The sequence below is a fragment of the Sunxiuqinia sp. genome, assembly GCF_055140945.1.
This window is the reverse complement of record NZ_JBSQYS010000020.1, coordinates 43,883-62,794: the sequence shown is the minus strand read 5'-3', so window position 1 is coordinate 62,794 and position 18,912 is coordinate 43,883. Positions and strand designations below refer to the sequence as shown.

Genomic DNA, 18,912 nt, shown 5'->3' with positions numbered 1-18,912 from the left:
GCTCATTTTTTATTGATTTGCAATAATTTTAAATTCAGTTCGGCGGTTTTTTGCTCTCCCCTCTTTGCTTTCATTACTCTCAATAGGCATTGAAAATCCGTATCCTTTAAAAGTCAATCGATCCTGACTAACGTTACTTTCAACAAGATAATCAAACACTGCTTTTGCTCGTTTTTCCGAAAGCACCTGGTTCATTTCTTCTCCTCCTACATGGTCAGTATGTCCCCCAATTTCAATTTTAACCTGTGGATTATTTTTCAAAAAAACGATTAACTTCTCCAGTTCAGACTTAGACTGTGGAAGTAAATTGTATTTACCCGTTTCGAAAAAAATATTCCGAAGAACAGCAGTGTTTCCAATCTTAATTGCGCTAAGCGGAATACTCAGTTTAATTGGATTGTCCGCTTTTCGAACTTGTTTAAGAGCAAAATTCTCGGAGTGAAAAAGATACCCGGTTCTCGAAACGTTGAAGGCATATTCTTTTCCCAGTGGCAGGCACATTAAGAATTCACCCCGTTCCCAACAAGATTCAGCTTTTGCAACAACTTGATTATTGTCCAGATTAATCAGCTCAATCTGCGCACATAACGGACGTTCACTCTCCTTATCATAGACTTTCCCCTGAACATAGGAAACGGGTGTAGGGCGCACATTCTCTGCCAGCTCAAATTGATATAGATCTAAGCCTTCCGATCCGGGCCGATCGGATGAAAAATAGGCCGTTTCACCGGCTGCATTTACAATTAGCCCCTGCTCGTCTTTATGGGTATTGATCGGATAGCCCATATTCTCCGGAGTCTTCCAGGTTGAATCTCCCATCAAACGGGAATAAAAAACATCAGAGCCACCAAGCCCAGGATGCGTGTCAGACGAAAAGTACAGCGTCCGCCCATCAGCATGAATGAAAGGTGAGGTTTCGTTACCCGACGTATTTATTGAATCGCCCAAATTTTCAGGTTCACTCCAGCGGGGATCTCCCGAAGTGTAAAAACCATTGAGCCGGCAACGCCAGATATCCATTCCACCTTTTCCCCCCTTCCGATTACTGGCAAAATAAAGATACTCACCATTTGCCGAGATCGACGGCTGAGATTCCCAGGAAGCCGTATTTACCGGAAATCCGGCATTTTGAGGTTTTGACCAAATAGCTCCTTTGTTTCTGGAATAATAAATATCGCAACTTCCATACCCGTCATTTTGTGTACAAGCGGTAAAAAATAATAATTTACCGTCGGCCGAAATACTTTGAGCCCCTTCATTATAAACCGTATTTATGGATGTCATCGGTCGAGACTTCTGCCATACTCCATTCTGCTGACTGGCAACATAAAAGTCCTCCTGAAATCGCTGATTTGCAAGACTACCGTTTCCTGTAGGAGTTAAGCGAGTATAAACAATCGTTTTACCATCTACAGTCAGACTCGGCCAATATTCGTCATAACGGGAGTTAATTTCGGACCCCATGTTAATGGCATCGACAACAGTCGCATGACTTAACAAGGTAACTGCATATCGGCAAAGCTTCACTTTTTCCGTTGCTTTGGTATAGAAGGGGTGATCTTCCGTTGCTTTTTCGATAAAACGACGATAGGCATCTAACGCTAGCTGGTACTTTCCCATGCGATAATATGTATTCCCTAACACGTAATTTATTTTGTCGGCATGGCTTGAATCTATTTTTAAAGCCCTTTCAAGATAAACCACTTGCAGGCTATCTTCTCTGATTTCGTTGTAAACGTCAGCCAAAAGCAACGCCGCCTCAACAAACGCCGGATCTTCATCCAAAGCCTGCTCCAGCTGACTAATTGCATCCAGATTATCTTTCGCCTGATAAAAAAGAATAGCTTTTTGAAAATGCTTTTGGGCTCCTTTATCCTTTGTCGATAATTCTTGGGCAGAAAGGGTAAAAGCCAAAAAAAATGCCAATATTGAAGTTAGTAATTTCATAAATCTGCTTTATTAACGTCCATTTTCACGAATCATTTTATAAATGGAATTAAAAAACAGAAAGTCTTGCCGTGAAAGTACAAATTATGTCTTTTATGTACAATATAAATTTGAAATAAGAATGATAGAATGATCAAAAAAAAGCTAAAGTATTGTATTTAGATTTGATCATCACTCTTGAAAAGCCTTAAAATAACTATTTTTGAGGGTTTCAAATTGAACGATGTGACAAAAAACAGAAAGATATTCCATTTCAATCCAACTTGTGAAATTGCCATCGCAAACCAATCACCTTATTACAATGCGCCTGAATTATTGGCTAATTTTGAGGAAGAACTGGCCACTCTGATGGTCTTTTTTGCGAATAGCGGCGACCATGTTCTTAAAGAAATGGGTGTTGACGAAAACTTCAGAAAGACATTAGATCTATTGGGACTTTCGGAAGTGAAACTGACCTCCAAAAAGAACTCTTTAGAGCTATTGCACAATGAAGCTGTTGAACTCGCTCCCTGGGGCTGGAGTCCGGCTGAAGTCAATTATTTATCTGCATACAATCAAATAAAGGAGCAAAAAGTATACACCAAAAAAACTATAAACAGTGACCTTTTCGAGCGAAAACACGCGATCCGGTTTTTAACTCAAATAACCGAAGAATATCCAAATTCTCTCTTCCCGGACAAGCATCAACAGCCACAAATACTCCGTTCGGTAGAAGAAGTCGAAAGCTTTCTGCTACAGAAGCAACAAATCGTATTAAAATCGCCATTAAGTTCGAGTGGCAGAGGATTGCAAGTGATTCGAAAAAATCAGCTGAATACTTCTAATATCCAGTGGATCAACACAAACTTAAAACAGCAAAAATACCTGGTTGGAGAACCTCTTTTTGATAAGCTGGCAGACTTATCATTTCAATTTGAGATCAAGAGTGAGACCGAAGTTTTTTTTCATGGGATAAGTCAATTTAGAACCAACAAAAATGGTCAATATCTAGGTCATTATTTAAACCCTTCGCCGGATACACTTAGCGAATACGTTAGTGCCGGACTCTTAACCGAATTGACAAAGCAATTACTCAACGGACTTCGCGATAATCTATTCTCAAAGCATTACAGAGGTTTTTTGGGAATAGATGCTTTGATTTTTCTGGATGAAAAGCAGGTGAAAATTCACCCCTGTCTCGAAATAAATCCAAGATGCAATATGGGGATCTTAAGCAAACGGATAGAACAAAGGATTCATCCTGAAAGTTGCGGTCAATTTGAGATCTATTATAATCCCCAACAAAACTTTTTGGACTTTACAAAGCTCGAAACAAAAAAAAATCCTCCTGAAACAGAGGATCAACTTTTAAGAAAAGGCTTTGTCGCTTTAACAGCGCCTTCAAAAAACAGCAAATTTGGAGCTTATATTCGTCTATTTTAAATAACGATAAAGCATTTCAGTTAAAAGATTGAGGCGGATTGGTTTCGATAAAAACTCATCACACCCAGCTTTCAGACTACGTTCTTCTTCACCGGACAACACAAATGCGCTTTGAGCAATAATCGGCACCTCCGGACGGATAGATTTCATAATTTTGGTTGCCTCAAAGCCATCCATTTCCGGCATATTTAAATCCATTAATACCAGATCAATATGTTTATTACCACGAAAGATAGAGACAGCTTCAACACCGGTAGTAGCCGAAATAAATTGAATACTCAGCTTCTGCAGTGCAGCTTTAAAATAGATTGTACTTGTATTGTTATCTTCAACAACGAGTACTGTTTTCGATGAAAGATCGGGTGATTCAGCAGCCATAGTCTCCTTTTTTACCTTGAAGATAAAACAAAAACAATGAATTATACCACATTCTTCTGAATAACATCTTGCAGGTCGTCAGGTTTAAATGGCTTGCCCAGGTGAGCATTCATTCCTGAGTCCAAAAAACGTTTAATATCGTCTTTATACATATTGGCGGTTAGCGCTATAATCGGAATCGGATGTTGCTCATTTCTCTCTTGCTCTATTTTTCGAATCGCCTTTGTTGCTTCCATGCCATCCATGCCGGGCATTTGAATATCCATCAAGATAAAATCGAATTGTTTTTTGGCAAACATTTCTACTGCCACAACCCCATTATGCGCTAATTCAACATGGTGTCCGAGTTTTTTAATATTTAGCATCGCCACTTTCTGGTTTATAGCATTATCCTCAGCTAATAAAATACTCAAGACAATTTTATCACTCTTTTCATGAGAAACTTCAATCTGGTCTAAATCGTCTTTAATGGAAATTTCCTTTGGAATATCAAGAACAGCAGTAAACCAAAAAGTTGAACCATTTCCTTCATCGCTGGTTACCCCAATTTCGCCTCCCATAAGACCTGATAATCGTTTTGAAATTGCCAAGCCCAGACCGGTACCACCAAATTTGCGTGTTGTACTGGTATCAGCCTGAGAAAATGATTTGAATAGCTTTGTCTGATTCTCCTCAGAAATACCAATCCCTGAATCTATAACTTCAAAACGCAACCTGTTTTTATCACCTAAATTTCTATCAAGTTTTACTTTTATTTTCACAAAGCCTGCCTCAGTAAACTTAATCGCATTATTGGTTAGATTGATTAAAATTTGCTTTAAGCGAAGTGGATCTCCGAGGATCATTTTAGGAACATTCTCTTCTATTTCAACGATTAGCTCAAGACCTTTCTGTTCAGCTTTATAATTTAAGAGCTTTTTAACCTCATTGATTTCTCGCTCGAGTTTAAAAGTGATCCTTTCAAAGGTAATTTGACCAGCCTCTATTTTCGAGAAATCGAGGATATCGTTGATGATCATCAATAACGTCTCGCTCGAGATATCGACAATTTCAACGTATTCTTTTTGTTGTTCATCAAGCTCGGTACCTTTCAAAATATCTATCATCCCCACAATTCCATTTAACGGAGTTCTAATTTCGTGGGACATATTGGCTAAAAACATCGCCTTTTCTTTAGCAGCCTGTTCGGCTTCTTCTTTTGCTTCTTTTAGCTCCCTTTGAGTTTGCGACAAGGTCAGATGAAGATTTACTCTGGCTAAAAGCTCTTGTTCGCTAAAGGGCTTCAAGATATAATCAACAGCTCCCAATTCAAATCCCGTAACTAAGCTGTCATTATCGCGTTGCCCTGTTAAAAAGATGATTGGAGTACCACTATTCACGCTTTCGTTTTTTATCTCACGACAAACTTCGAAGCCGTCAATATCCGGAAGTATTATATCTAAAAGAATAAGATCGAATCGATTAGCTTTAGCTTTTGAAATAGCCGACTTACCATTCTTAGCTGCAACAATCTGATAATTGCGTTTAGCCAGTATTGACTTCATCAAGTCAATATTAATTGGCATATCCTCAACAATCAAAATTCTGGGTACGTTTTTAGTTGATCCCATATCTAGTTAGGCAAAATTATTGATCCAGTTTATTATCTGTAACGGATCCCCCACAAATTCGGCTGCACCAAGCTGTATTGCTTCTTTGGGCATCCCAAAAACTACGGATGATTCTTCGTTTTGAGCAATGCAGACCGCTCCTTTCTCTTTAAGTTCAAGTAAACCCCTTGCTCCATCCTTCCCCATTCCGGTTAAGAGCACCCCCATGAATCTACCTTTTATGCGAGTTAGTGATTCGAACAGCACATCGACAGATGGTCTGTGTCGGTTAACTAGCTCTCCATTAACAAGCTCACAAACATAATCATTAGCCCGCTCTTTAACAACTAAATGAAAGTCTCCATTTGCAATGTATACATGACCAATTTTCAAAATCTCACTTTGTTCTGCCTCCTTCACAGTTAGGTCAGAGTCCTGATTTAACCGTTTTGCAAAGGCTCTCGTAAACTCACCAGGCATGTGCTGAACAATAACAATCGGTGGCAAATCGTTTCGAAGATGTTGAATAATATCTGAAATTAACTCAACACCCCCTGTAGAAGCACCAATAGCAATAATTTTATTTCGCTGACTTTTCGTCGAAACTGATCTCTCACTAGTAGACACAACTTCATTCAGATTCCCGCTGGGAAAAATCGACATATATCCGCTCTTTTGCTTTGCGGCAGCGATTACTGCATCTCCAATCCTGATCTGATATTCTTCAACTTCCTTTTTACTGGTTAATCGGGGCTTATTGATTACTTCGGATGCACCAAGCTCCAGCGCCTTGATAGCTACATCAGATCGATCTTCAGTGAGCGATGAAATAACAACCACTGGTATCGGGTGCTGTCTCATTAACTTTTTAAGAAATGTGAGACCATTCATCCGAGGCATTTCAATGTCCAGAGTGATCACATCAGGAACCTCGTTTGCAATTTTTTTTGCAGCAATATACGGATCAGAGGCTATACCAATAATCTCAAAACGTGCATTCTTCTTCAAAATATCCTGAAGGACTTTCTGCACCATGACAGAATCCTCTATTATCAAGATTTTTATCTTTCTTTCATTCATTATCGTTCCTATCGCTTGTTTAGGTACTTCTGTAGCACCTTTCCTGTCGACGTGTCAAAAAGTATTTTTCTTCCTCTATTTCCTCCGGTGCTTGATGCTACCATTGGTATATTGTATTCATTCAGTAACCGAAGAGCAACCGATAAATTTCGTTCGCCCGTTCGAAAATGCGAATCCCCTTCAACCAATACCATAGCTCCTCCAAATACTTTAGCAATTAAGTTCTCCTTTCTGGCACCTATTCTCACTAATTCTTCTATTAATTTAGGTATCGCAACATTGCCAAACCGTGGGCTCTCTAGTCCTTCACCATTCCAAAGCGGTAGCATAAAATGATTTATTCCACCAATTTTCAGATCTGTGTCAAACATGCAGACAGAAACGCACGATCCCAAAACGGTATTCACCATCAGAGGTTCTTCCGATACAATCATTTTTGATTGATGCAAATAATATGTTCTAAGGTCTACCAACATTAAAAGCTTTCTTCGGGATCTATCAGAAATTGGTCCAACTCTTCCCAATCATCATCTTTATCGAGTTCTTTGATTGAGATTTCAAAGCAAGTGCCTTGATGTCCGTTGTCAGATAATTCAATTTTTCCTTCTAACAAGTTTAGATATGCACTTACAATTGAAAGCCCTAAGCCATGTCCTGTATTAATTGAATTTATGCGTTCATCCAGCTGTTTGAAACGATCGAAAATAAATTGCTTTTCTTCTCCATTGATCCCCTTTCCTGAATCGCAAATCTTACAAAAAAGCTCATTTTTCACCTTCTTTACATGTATTGAAATGACTCCGTTCTCAAAACTGTATTTAATTGCATTATGCAGAAGATTTTTCACAATCAACTCGAACTTCGCCTCATCAGTAACAAACGATGTTAATTCATTATTCTGATCTTGTATCCTTAGTTCTATTTTAATGCGCTTCTGATCAGATTGCTTTTGAAAAAACTGGATCGCCTTATGAAATAAGCTCTCCATGTTTACCGAAACCGGTTTTAAATTATCCAACCCAGCCTCGACCTCCGCTGCTGCAAAAATATTTTTTAACTGAAAGTCGAGATGAAAAGCTTCGGAGTATATCATTGATGCCATATTCTTTGCATCAGTCATCTGGTTTTCTTTCAATTGCTGAATATTTTCGGCCAATGCTGTAATACTTGAAAACGGATTGACAATTTCATTGGCGATATTGCTTATAAAGTGTCCTTTAAGTGCTTCTGCATCGTGTAGTTTTTTATTGACACGATACAGCTTAGTCGAAAGTTCATCGACCCGATTCAACAGCGCCCGACATTGTTCCTGTAATTTTTCATTTGCTTGTTCTGTCATAATATCGTCTTTTGATACACACTCGGAGCTACTGAATCAATTGGCAAGCCGCGGTTAATTAGCGACTCTGAATGGCCAATAAATAAAAAGCCTCCGGGTTGTAACTGTTTGATTACCTTCCGTAAAATTGCTGTTTGCGTCTTGGTTTCAAAATAAATCAATGTATTTCGCAAGAAGATAATCTGGAACCGAGACTTCAATCCATATTCATCATCCATCAAGTTACCATAACAGAAGTCAACTCGTGAACGAAGAGCATTTACTATTTTAATCTTTGGGATCGTTTGATCCTTACTTTTCAGAAGATATCTTTTTCGAAATTCCACTGGAATCTGTTCTGACTCACAGAAAGGGTAGACGCCTTTTTGAGCATATTGTATTATTTGTCGTGAAACATCGGTGCCAAGAATATGAAAATCGAATCCCGGCAAATACTTTTTTTCAAAATCATCAAGAATCATCGCCAGCGTAAAAGCCTCATGCCCCTTGGAGCATCCAGCACTCCAACAATTTAGAAATGGCTCTTCCAAATTGATCATCGATATTAATTGTGGTAAAATATCCTTCTTGAGCAATTCAAAATGCTCATTTTCTCTAAAAAACTCTGTTTTATTGGTTGATACCAGATCGATCATCTCACCCAACTCCTGCTTGGTGTGTTCCGGATTAAGAACAAAATCACGATAATCAGAGAAGCTGGCATATCCCAATCCTCTGAGTCTGCCTTGAAGCCGAGCCTGAAACATAATCCGCTTCTCCATCGGAAGTTTGATGCCATACTTTTCAGTAAGCATTTTACTTAGGATAGAGAAATCTTGTTCTGATATTTCGGCAAATTTAACACTCATTCGCTCTAAAATTTCTCAAACTCATCATCTTCTTCATCACCCAAATCCAAGAGAAACCCTTTGGTTTCTTTTTTATGCTTTTCGTCTGCGGCTTTCAATTCCGGAGTATTTGTTTGCTTTCTCTTCTTTCTTCTGCCATTCTCCTCCATTACAACTTTGAAAAAAGATACTATTTCCTGTAGATTTTCAGCCTGACTCGACATTTCTACCGCATTGGTCGCTAATTGCTCCGACGCAGCTGCATTTTGTTGAGTTACCTGATTTAACTGTTGAACGGCCGAATTAATCTGATCAGCACCTCCACTTTGCTGAACACTGGCAACTGCGATTTCCTGGATCAGTTTTGATGTTTTATTAACTTCAGGAACAATATGAGCCATGAGTTGTCCAACTTCACTTGCATAAACGACCCCTGATTTTGTAAGAACATTAATTTCCTGTGCGGCTATTTTACTGCGCTCGGCTAATTTCCCAACTTCAGCAGCAACAACTCCAAAACCACGTCCGTGTTCTCCTGCCCTCGCAGCCTCAACAGATGCATTTAAGGCCAAAATATTTGTTTGGAAAGCAATATCTCCAATGATGGATATCTTATCTGCAATCTCCTGAATCGCCAACACCGTTTTATCTACCTTTTCTTTGCTATCCACAATATGCGACTCTACTGTAGATGAGATAATCGCAGTGTCTTTCGCATTTTGGGTATTTTGCTGGATATTAGCTGCCATTTCCTGTACCGAAGAAGAAATCTCTTCAGCCGAAGAAGCTTGTTCAGACGATCCTTGTGACACATGCTGCGAGGTAGAGCTTAACTCCATACTCGCTGACGCCATATTGTCTGCAGCCATGGTAACACCTGTAATAATATCCCTGATTTGCGATCCCATTGTCTTCAGATTTTCCAGCAATTCTCCAATTTCATCAGACTGATTCACGTCCAGATCATTAGTAAAATCACCACTTGCCATTTGCTTCGCAAACTCAATTCCTCTATAAATTGGCTTTGAAATCAACCGAGCCATAAAAATCGCCAATAGAATTGCAACGACAACTGCAACAAGCAGCACTATAAGATTGAATGTCATCGATTGAGCTATCGTTCCCGACAATCTCTCCGAAGTTTGTATTGAGTGTTCAACACCAGTTTCTCTCAAACGCTCTGAATTATCAACCAGTTCTTTTGAAAGCTGCTGATGTTCGTTTGAATATTTTTGGAGAAGATCAATTTTCTCTTGCAATGAATTTAATGAAGTCCGGTAGGCAATCAACTCCTTCTCAATCTCAGCAACTAATTGTTTCTCCTTTGCTTGCTGTGCCATGCTTCTCAGGGCTTCAAGTTCAACGAACAAATTCTCGAACCTTTCCACCATCTTCTGAAAAGAAACGCCATCCAACGAATTGCTTGCGTTGGAGACATCTTCATGAACCAACGTTAAACCCAACATTCCGTCACTTATTCTTTTTAATTTTTCTTGTCGGGAACTACTAACTGCATTCCGCCTAATCTCCGCATTCAACAGCTCGTTCTGCCATTCCAAATATTCCTGCCCCTGCTTTTTCATTTGATCATGATTCTTTTCCATTCGGGAAAGCAAAATGGTGATATCCTGGTTGTTTTTAAAAGCCATCAGCATTGTCTGCTCATATTTGGGAATTAACATGCGGGCAACACTGAGTTTTTCTTCGAGTCGCACAAGGTGCTTTGATTGGCTCAACAGTTGTTCTCCCTCAACAAGAGTCTGCTTAAGATGCTCTAGTTCTGCTTTTGCTTTTCTGTAATTCTCTGACATTCCTGTCAACAAATAGCTTTCCATATAAAAAGCAACCTGCTGTGTTTCCGTACTAATGTTGGTAGCCAATTGTAGTTCGGGAATCAACTCTTCGGTTAATGCGGCTACATCGTTCTCGAAACTCCACATCGTATAAAAGCTGTTTGCGCTGAGCAACAGCCCAACAAAAAACAGCACGCCAAAAGCCCAATACAACTTCGTTCTTATTTTTAAATCAATAAAGCGCATAAAATTATAGTTTAAGGTTGATTAGGATTAACTAGTGTTATCTCGTCAGTGGAAAAAATCTTCTCCACATTGAGTATTATAATAAATTCGCCATCTACATTGGCAATCGAGTGAATCAACTCATTTTTGAATTTGTCTCCAATCTCAGGGGGCTCCTGAATCTGTTCGTCTGCTATTTGCACAACTGCACTAACTTCGTCAACTATGAGCCCAAATTTCGCAGTCAAATCTTGAGTTGAAATCATTAAAACGATAATGCAAGTACTTTTACCGTATGGTTTTTCCTCTAAGTTAAATTTCACTCTGCTATCGATTACCGGTAATACATCTCCAAATAGATTGATTACGCCTTTATAATAGTCCGGCATATGCGGCACTTTTGTAATCGTTGTCATTTCGAGTATTTGCTTAACATACCCGATATTAACAACGAACTTTTCATTCCCTAATCGGAAACTCAGGTATGAGTCAAGTCCTGATATTATTTCATTTTCCATTATGCTGAGAATTTTTGAATCGTTTTGTTTACGTCAATAACAAGTGTCACCCGTCCATCTCCCATTATACTTGCCCCTAGAAAAAGTTCATGATGACCAATCATTTGATCCAGAGGTTTCACAACAGCCTGATGCTCTCGGAATACATCATTCACAACTAAGCCAAATAACTTATGATCGTATCGAACAACAATCATGTATTGCTGCTTTTGCTCTTTCGGAGTTGTACTAAACTCCATTGGCAGATCTAAATATGGAATTTCCTGATCTTCGAAAACAACAACCTGCCGGAGTGCATTTTTTTTCTGATCGGCAGTCAGTGCATATATTTTTTCAATATTACCCGTCGGAATAATATATAAATCGTCATTTACCTGAGTCAATAAACCATCAATAATTGAAATAGAAAGTGGTAAGCGAATGGTGAATTTTGTTCCTTCTCCAATCGTTGTGTCAACTTCAACATCTCCTCTCAAGTCAGTAATCCGTTTACGAACAATGTCCATTCCGACTCCGCGCCCCGAAACATCAGAAAGAGTTTCTGATGTCGAAAATCCCGGTTTGAAAATTACAGAAATAAGCTCTGAGTCGGAAATAGAATCGCCTTCATAAAAAAATCCTTTTTGAATAGCTTTCTCCTTGATACGTGACAAATCAATTCCGGCGCCGTCATCGGCAATTTCAATCTCTACAAACGTTCCAACAACGCAAGCTTTTATTGAAATTGTTCCTTCCTCGTCCTTCCCATTCTCAAGCCGTTGTTCAATCGGTTCAATTCCATGATCTATTGAGTTTCGTATAATATGCAACAGGGGTTCGCCTAGCTGTTCGATAATTGTCTTATCCACTTCTGTTTCCAGTCCTTCGGTAACCAGTTTTACTTTTTTATTCAAGTCGGCTGACAAATCACGCACCAGGCGCCTGAAACGCGTAGCCATATTAGTTAATGGAATAAGGCTCATGTCAAATGCATTGTCGCGAAGTTGACGAATTAATTTGGCAAAATGCTCCGAAACGGGCTCAAATTCCTTTTGGGTTTCAGCGATCAAGTCCAAATGCGATTGAGCAGTAATAAGCTCACTGACCAAATTCATATACTCATCAATTTTGGCGGAACTCACACGAATGGTATCCAGGCGAACGCCGGAAACCAGCTGATCTCGCTTCTCTTCGTTTGCTTTTGGAACCGGCTCTTCCGTTGCTTTTCCCTTGACAGGTTCAGAAACCTGTATTTCATTTTCAATTGGCTCTGAGTTCTCCAGCTGGTCGCCATCCTCGCCAATTAAGCTTTCAATCTCATCGACAGGGATGGAGAAACACCTGGCAAGTTTTTTCTGATTCTCTAAAACATTACCATGTTGCAATTCAACTATTTCAATACGAGAATCATCCTGCACAAACAAAAACACATCCTGAATAGTGCCTAAATCTTCTTGTGTGTAGAGTACAACTTTCCAGCTTGCAAAACACTTTCGAGGGTCAAATTCCTTAAAATCAGGAAGCGAGTTAAAAGAAACTTCAATTTTACTTTCTCCGAGCGTGGCCAACTCATCGATCAGGTAAAGAGGGTTTGTTCCATTTTCGAGAATTGACTCGTTAGGCTGGAAAAACACAAAAAAGCTCCTGCCATTTTCAGTCTCCTGTTTGTCATTTTCAACTATTTTATTTTCAGAAGATGAAGATGAAGATGGTGATGAGTTCTCCAACAGCGATGCGACATCACGTTTCAACTCCACAACCAATTGTTTCTCCTCATTCCCTGCATTAAGCACTAATAGCTTTTTTAGCTGATCGACAGCTCCAAGCGTGAAACTGATAATCTTTGCATTGAGTTGAATTTCCTGAGAACGAACCTGCTCATAAAGAGATTCCAAATCATGGGTAACTTCACTCAGCAAATCAAAACCAAACATTGCCCCACTTCCTTTTAAAGAATGCATGACGCGAAAGATCTCATCAATTCGCTGGGTGTCAGAGAAGTCGTTTTCGAGATAGAGCAGAGCAGACTCCAGACTTTCAAAATATTCGTTCGCTTCGTCAATAAAGCGTTTCTGAAATTTTTCCATCAGCGCATAATTCGATGAATTGTTTGGAGTAATTTATCCACTTTAAAGGGTTTTACAACCCAACCGGTGGCCCCGGCTCTCTTTGTTTCAAGAATAAGATCTTTTCGATTTTCGGTGGTGAGCACCAAAATAGGGACACACTGATAACGTTCATCTGAGCGAACATTTTTAATCAATTCCAGTCCATTCATGTTAGGCATGTGATAATCTGTCAATAACAAATCAACTTTACGCCCATCAAATATAGCCAAAGCAAGTTTGCCATCTTCGGCATCGTATACCTCAAAACCATGCTCTTCCAACCCAAAAACAACCGCTTCACGAATACTTTTTGAGTCCTCTGCAAGCACAATTAATTTTCTACGTTTTTCTTCCATATTAGGTATATTTCTCAAAGCCAGTATGCTCCAATAGCAAGCGAGTTTCATCATCCATTTTCCATTCAACACTTAGTTCAATCTCCCGTTTTTCGAGATAAGCAGCAATCCCCTCGAGCAATTGCAAGAAACTCAAATCAAATGAAGTTACACCAGAAATACGAATGCTTAATTTTTTGCGATTCCATTCGGATAAAATAGCATCAACTTGCTCTTTTATTCGCCGAATATCTTCAAATATCAAATCACCGGAAAAGTTTATGAAACCGCCTCCGCCCCCTTCAACCATATCTACTTTTACTTCGTGCATACAAAAAATGAAAATATAAATAAATTCAACCAAAAGCAATTACCATACTATCACGGTCACTCTTCCAGCGCCTTTTTTATTAAATCCGTCAATAGACGCTTGTCCTTTCGAACAACCGTAAGCAGCATATCCAGAGCTGATGTTTTATTCAACCCCAAGCGTTTGCTGGTATCTTCAATGAAGTTCACATTTCCTTCAGATAACCGGAAACCTGTTAATATCTTTTTCTGATCTTTTGACATATTTTAAAACAATCGTGCCCGATAGCGCTTATTTCCGACGGCTCTTCCTGTATTTTTATCAAACACTGCTGACTTATTCTTATGCTTTGCTTTGGCAATAAAAGCATATTCTGACACATGCGTCACCCGGCACTCCGTGCCATTAACATACACTGTATCCTGAACTTTAATCGCTGAAAAATCAGTCCCATGCGCATTGAAGTACCTTTTCATCGATCGGTATTCTTCGTTTAAACCTTGCATAAGCTCAACACTTCCACCTTTATCAGGATGACACACATGGGCCAATCGCTTAAATTCCTTAATCAATTCCTGTTCTGATTTGACTTTTGAAAGAAATTCCATATCTCTTAAAATTGTTATACAATGTCATACATTGTATAACAAAAATAATAAAACTATTTTTAAAAGCCACAGTTATCTTGATTAATTTATTGCATCACTCTTTTCACAGCCTCAACAACAGACTTCAAATCAACACACTATAACAACAATGGTAATCTTTACGATATTACGACAAGCCGAAAGACACTAATCCACTGACATTAACTAAAAAAATGGGAGGGAAAAATCATCTAATCCTGCTGTATTTAGAGGATGTTTGCTACAATAGGATTCACGATATGGCAGACGGGGCTGTAAGCTCGAATTGATGGGAAGGGCTGCGATGCGGAATGGAAGAAGGATTTGTTATTGTAACCGTGAGCTACAACGAACTGGCTAATTGGAACTACATGGACTACGCCAAGGAAGCCTTACAGAAAGAAAATTAGTTCAATAGTAAAGCCGATGTGGAAGGCATCGGCTTTACTGTTTTTTTCATTTTTATTTTCGTTTAATACTGCAACCAACAGGTTTAGTTTCCGTTTGGACAATTTCCTCACCTGAAGCCAGTTGCTCGATAGCCGATTTTAAGTAAGCTTTGTCTACTCCCGAGGCATCGTCGTAATTGTCATCAATTGCACCTTTATAAACCAGCTCAAAATCTTCATTAAAGAGAAAAACGTGAGGTGTAGTCTGTCCGCCGTATGCATTAGCCAACAAACTATTTTCATCAACTAAGTACGGGAAATTATAAGACTGTTCCTTGGCATGCTTTTGCATCGCTTCATACGAATCGACACCGTCGAAATTGCGATAGTTTGAATTCACTACAACCATCCCGATCTCATGTTCATCGGCCCACTTCTTTAACCCATTGTAACGCCCTTCCCACTTTTTAACAAAAGGACAAGTATTACAGGAAAATATAAGCACTAAGCCATTTTGATCGACAGCATCATCCAACGACATTTTATCGCCCGACACACCTAACATTTTGACAGAAGTATGCTCAGCTTTATCGCCAACAGACAATTGATTCTCTCCGGCAAAAGCAATGAATCCTAAGAAAACAAAAATAAATGATAATAAGGTTTTCATATCTTTTTAGTATTGATTACTATTAAATAACAAAACCTTTTTCAATCTTGTTTGTAAATAATCTTAAACAATTGTAAATGCTACGAGATATAAGAAACAATTACCAGAAATACAAGCTGGAAGAGAGCACCATTCCTGCAACCCCTATTCATTTGTTTAAATTATGGCTGGACGAAGCTATTCATAACAAAGTAAACGAGCCTACAGCAATGGTTTTGGCAACCACTGTCAACAATGAACCAGATACCCGAATTGTACTTTTGAAAGAGGTTTCCAACAACCAGTTCTTATTCTACACAAACTACAATAGCACAAAAGCGAAGCAAATTGCTGAGAACAATCAGGTTGCTATAAATTTCTTTTGGGCAGAACTTGAACGACAAGTGCGCATAAAAGGCATCATATCAAAAGCTGACGACAGCCTTTCTGAAGATTATTTCAACAGCAGACCACGAGACAGCCAGCTTGGCGCCTGGACTTCGGCTCAAAGCGAAGTCATAAAAAACAGAGGCGAACTCGAACAAAAATTCAGAGATACGACAGCTCAATTTGAAGGACTTTCAATTCCGAAACCAACAAACTGGGGAGGCTATCAGGTGAACCCAACAGAAATAGAATTTTGGCAAGGTCGCCCCGGCAGACTTCACGACCGAATTCGCTATTATAAGATCGACACAAATCGATGGGAATACAAACGACTATCGCCTTAATCCTCTGTTTTTATTTAGCTCCCCCATTAACACGTAATTTATGAAATTTGGAAAAGTTGATCATCCGGATCAAGTTGATTTTACCTTACCGAAGGATCATCCGGAAACAAAAAGAGTGCTTTCAAAAAGCAAAGCAGGCCAACCGTTAAATATCTATGTCGGTTGTGCCAAATGGAATAGGCAGGATTTAAAGAATTTTTATCCTCGCGGTACAAAAGACGAGTTGGCCTACTACTCCACTCAGTTTAATTCCATTGAGCTAAATGCGACTTTTTACCGCATGTTTGGAGCAGAGCAGATTGTCAACTGGAAAGAAAAAACACCAGCTGACTTTAAGTTCTTTCCGAAAGTCACGCAGTCGATCAGTCACATGCGCCGCCTGAATAATGTAGAGCAGTTAACTGAGGAATACTGCGACAACATGGTCAACTTTGAAGAAAAACTGGGGATGGCATTTCTTCAACTTCATAACAATTTCGGATATAAAAACTTCGATCGACTGAAGGCATTTTTCGAAAGATTCTCAAAAGCAATTCCCCTGGCTTGCGAAGTTCGGCATCAGGAGTGGTTCAGCGACAAGCAAATTGCAAAGGACTATTTTCAACTGCTCGAAGAACACGAAATAACCAACATTTTAGTAGATACGGCTGGCCGCAGAGATCTACTGCACATGAGACTAACAACTCCAACTGCTTTTATTCGATACGTTGGAGCAAATCATCCAACAAGCGATTTTTCACGATTGGATGACTGGGTAGACCGAATTGAGAAATGGGTGAAGCAAGGCCTGCAAAACATCTATTTTTTTGTGCATCAGAATCTCGAAAAAGAATCACCCACCCTTTCTGCTCACTTCATTAAGCAACTAAATGAACGACTGGGCACTGATTTAAGACTCCCCGATATTGCAAAAACAAACGGGAGTCTGTCGTAACAAACTCCCGTAATATCTAATCTGAATTGATTGATTCTTATTTTGTCAGACCCTTCTCGATGAAACCACCCAAAGCCATGTAATCTTCATAAAGCTTTTGGTATTTTTCAACGTTTTCAGGAATTGGATGATACTCCATTTCGAAGCCGCCACCCATCTTTTTCTGTGCCTCGTTGGTTGTTGCATAAACACCTGCCACCACTGCTGCTGCCATTGCAGTACCTAGCGCACAAGCTTGCTCCGAGCGAGCAACTTTAATTGGCATATTCAACACATCGGCAACAATTTGCATCACCAGTTTCGATTTTTTGGCAACACCACCCAGCGCAATCACACCGTCAATACGGATACCTTCATTTAGAAAACGATCAACAATGGCTTTTGAACCAAAGGCAGTAGCCTCTACCAAAGCACGGAAAATTCGCGGTGCATCAGTTCCTAAACTCAAGCCGGCAATAGCTCCCTTCAGGTTTTGATTGGCATCCGGAGTACGTCGTCCATTCATCCAATCGATAGCCAGTACACTACTTTCACCAATGGCCAATTTTTCAGCTTCAACAGTTAATTCTGCAATCATTTTATCCGAAAGCTCTTCAATCAACGCCTGACGCTGCTCTTCGCTTACGAGATCGGTTTTCGAAAGAATTTGCGCTGCCGGCCACATCAATACCCGTTTAAACCACGCATAAATATCGCCAAAAGCAGATTGTCCAGCTTCCATTCCCAGCATCCCCGGCATGATTGAACCATCAACCTGACCACAAATACCTGAAACCAACTTATCGCCAACCTCTTCCATTGGAGCAACCAACATATCACAAGTTGAAGTTCCCATCACTTTACTTAAATGATAAGGTTCAATTTCGGCACCAATAGCTCCCATGTGAGCATCGAAAGCACCAACGCCGATTACCACATCAGTTGAAAGGCCTAATTTCTCGGCCCATTCGCTTGACAAGTTACCAACTGCCACATCGCAAGTAAATGTTTCTTTGTACAACCGATCACGCAAACCACCCAACATTGGATCCAGAGCCGTTAAAAACTCATCAGAAGGAAGGCCGCCAAAAGCCTCGTGCCACATTGCTTTATGCCCGGCAGCACAACGGCTTCGCTTAAGTGTTTTGGGGCGGGTATTCCCTACCAAAACAGCTGGAATCCAATCGCAATGCTCCACCCACGAATTTGCTGCCCGATAAACAGCAGCATCATCACGAGAAACTTTCAACAACTTGGCCCAAAACCATTCTGATGAATAAATTCCACCTTCGTACTTTGTGAAATCAATTTCCCATTTGCGAGCCAAGTCGTTAATTTCGTCCGCTTCCTTCACGGCAGTATGGTCTTTCCAAAGTACGAACATCGCATTCGGGTTTTCTTCATATCCCGGAGTCAACGACAAAGGCGTTCCTTTTTCATCAACGGCAACCGGGGTTGAACCGGTTGTATCAACTGAAATACCAACTACATTTTCAGCCACTCCGGCCGGAGCTTCTTTTAAAGCTTCAACAATCGTGTATTCCAATCCTTCCAAATAATCCAAAGGATGTTGGCGGAATTGGTTTCTTGCCGGATCACAGTACATTCCTTTTTTCCAACGTGGATATTCGAATACCACACTGGCTATTTCTTCGCCCGTATCGACGTTTACGATCAGTGAACGCACGGAGTCTGATCCGTAATCGAGCCCAATTGTATATTTAGTTTGAGTCATTTTTAATTTGATTTTTTTG

The 18,912-nt window shown here is 39.7% G+C and carries 19 protein-coding genes; 3 read left to right on the top strand and 16 right to left on the bottom strand.

Translation table 11 applies throughout. The annotated features are described in order from the left end of the window. Positions 1-9: 9 nt before the first annotated feature. Positions 10-1,947 (bottom strand): OmpA family protein, encoded by a 1,938-nt coding sequence (locus tag ACTB00_RS11190; RefSeq protein ID WP_463300007.1) that lies wholly within the window; start codon positions 1,945-1,947, stop codon positions 10-12. 225 nt (positions 1,948-2,172) lie between these two features. Here ACTB00_RS11190 and ACTB00_RS11185 point away from each other — a divergent pair, with 225 nt between their 5' ends. Next, a complete protein-coding gene (locus tag ACTB00_RS11185) occupies positions 2,173-3,369 on the top strand; it encodes a hypothetical protein (protein WP_463300006.1) in 1,197 nt (398 codons plus the stop codon). Here the strand turns inward: ACTB00_RS11185 and ACTB00_RS11180 are convergent. The 14 genes from ACTB00_RS11180 to ACTB00_RS11115 all read right to left on the bottom strand — a co-directional run bounded on the left by ACTB00_RS11180 (position 3,361) and on the right by ACTB00_RS11115 (position 15,535). Continuing rightward, on the bottom strand, positions 3,361-3,747 hold the full coding sequence (locus ACTB00_RS11180; protein WP_463300005.1) for a response regulator: 387 nt from the start codon (positions 3,745-3,747) through the stop codon (positions 3,361-3,363). The genes ACTB00_RS11185 and ACTB00_RS11180 overlap by 9 nt on opposite strands. 41 nt (positions 3,748-3,788) lie before the next feature. After that, positions 3,789-5,357, bottom strand: coding sequence for a response regulator (locus tag ACTB00_RS11175; protein ID WP_463300004.1), 1,569 nt, complete (start codon positions 5,355-5,357; stop codon positions 3,789-3,791). A 6-nt stretch (positions 5,358-5,363) separates the two neighbouring features. Next, on the bottom strand, positions 5,364-6,416 hold the full coding sequence (locus tag ACTB00_RS11170) for a protein-glutamate methylesterase/protein-glutamine glutaminase (protein WP_463300003.1): 1,053 nt from the start codon (positions 6,414-6,416) through the stop codon (positions 5,364-5,366). 8 nt (positions 6,417-6,424) lie between these two features. Further along, positions 6,425-6,850: a chemotaxis protein CheD gene (locus ACTB00_RS11165; protein WP_463300002.1), complete on the bottom strand. Its 426-nt coding sequence runs from the start codon at positions 6,848-6,850 to the stop codon at positions 6,425-6,427. A 41-nt stretch (positions 6,851-6,891) separates the two neighbouring features. Next, entirely contained in the window at positions 6,892-7,755 is an 864-nt protein-coding gene (locus ACTB00_RS11160; RefSeq protein WP_463300001.1) for a sensor histidine kinase, read from the bottom strand. Continuing rightward, a complete protein-coding gene (locus ACTB00_RS11155) occupies positions 7,752-8,603 on the bottom strand; it encodes a CheR family methyltransferase (RefSeq protein ID WP_463300000.1) in 852 nt (283 codons plus the stop codon). Before ACTB00_RS11155 ends, ACTB00_RS11160 begins: the two co-directional genes overlap by 4 nt. Before the next feature lie 5 nt (positions 8,604-8,608). Next, the gene (locus ACTB00_RS11150) at positions 8,609-10,621 is read right to left on the bottom strand and encodes a methyl-accepting chemotaxis protein (protein ID WP_463299999.1); all 2,013 of its coding nucleotides are present in this window, start codon (positions 10,619-10,621) and stop codon (positions 8,609-8,611) included. A gap of 11 nt (positions 10,622-10,632) precedes the next feature. Further along, positions 10,633-11,118, bottom strand: coding sequence for a chemotaxis protein CheW (locus ACTB00_RS11145; protein WP_463299998.1), 486 nt, complete (start codon positions 11,116-11,118; stop codon positions 10,633-10,635). After that, positions 11,118-13,184, bottom strand: a complete 2,067-nt coding sequence (locus ACTB00_RS11140; RefSeq protein WP_463299997.1) for a chemotaxis protein CheA — start codon at positions 13,182-13,184, stop codon at positions 11,118-11,120. Before ACTB00_RS11140 ends, ACTB00_RS11145 begins: the two co-directional genes overlap by 1 nt. Next, the gene (locus ACTB00_RS11135) at positions 13,184-13,561 is read right to left on the bottom strand and encodes a response regulator (RefSeq protein ID WP_463299996.1); all 378 of its coding nucleotides are present in this window, start codon (positions 13,559-13,561) and stop codon (positions 13,184-13,186) included. The genes ACTB00_RS11140 and ACTB00_RS11135 overlap by 1 nt, the downstream gene beginning before the upstream one ends. 1 nt (position 13,562) lies before the next feature. After that, positions 13,563-13,871, bottom strand: coding sequence for an STAS domain-containing protein (locus tag ACTB00_RS11130; protein WP_463299995.1), 309 nt, complete (start codon positions 13,869-13,871; stop codon positions 13,563-13,565). 56 nt (positions 13,872-13,927) lie between these two features. Next, a complete protein-coding gene (locus ACTB00_RS11125; RefSeq protein ID WP_159520559.1) occupies positions 13,928-14,113 on the bottom strand; it encodes a hypothetical protein in 186 nt (61 codons plus the stop codon). 3 nt (positions 14,114-14,116) lie between these two features. After that, the gene (locus ACTB00_RS11120; protein ID WP_463299994.1) at positions 14,117-14,458 is read right to left on the bottom strand and encodes a hypothetical protein; all 342 of its coding nucleotides are present in this window, start codon (positions 14,456-14,458) and stop codon (positions 14,117-14,119) included. A gap of 480 nt (positions 14,459-14,938) precedes the next feature. Beyond that, on the bottom strand, positions 14,939-15,535 hold the full coding sequence (locus ACTB00_RS11115) for a thioredoxin family protein (protein WP_463299993.1): 597 nt from the start codon (positions 15,533-15,535) through the stop codon (positions 14,939-14,941). 77 nt (positions 15,536-15,612) lie between these two features. On the opposite strand from ACTB00_RS11115, the gene pdxH reads away from it, so the two are divergent. Both pdxH and ACTB00_RS11105 read left to right on the top strand, forming a co-directional pair. Next, entirely contained in the window at positions 15,613-16,245 is a 633-nt protein-coding gene (pdxH, locus tag ACTB00_RS11110; RefSeq protein ID WP_463299992.1) for a pyridoxamine 5'-phosphate oxidase, read from the top strand. 40 nt (positions 16,246-16,285) lie between these two features. Further along, positions 16,286-17,179, top strand: a complete 894-nt coding sequence (locus ACTB00_RS11105) for a DUF72 domain-containing protein (RefSeq protein WP_463299991.1) — start codon at positions 16,286-16,288, stop codon at positions 17,177-17,179. A 37-nt stretch (positions 17,180-17,216) separates the two neighbouring features. Here the strand turns inward: ACTB00_RS11105 and ACTB00_RS11100 are convergent, their stop codons facing one another. After that, a complete protein-coding gene (locus tag ACTB00_RS11100) occupies positions 17,217-18,893 on the bottom strand; it encodes a ribulokinase (RefSeq protein WP_463299990.1) in 1,677 nt (558 codons plus the stop codon). Positions 18,894-18,912: the final 19 nt, after the last annotated feature.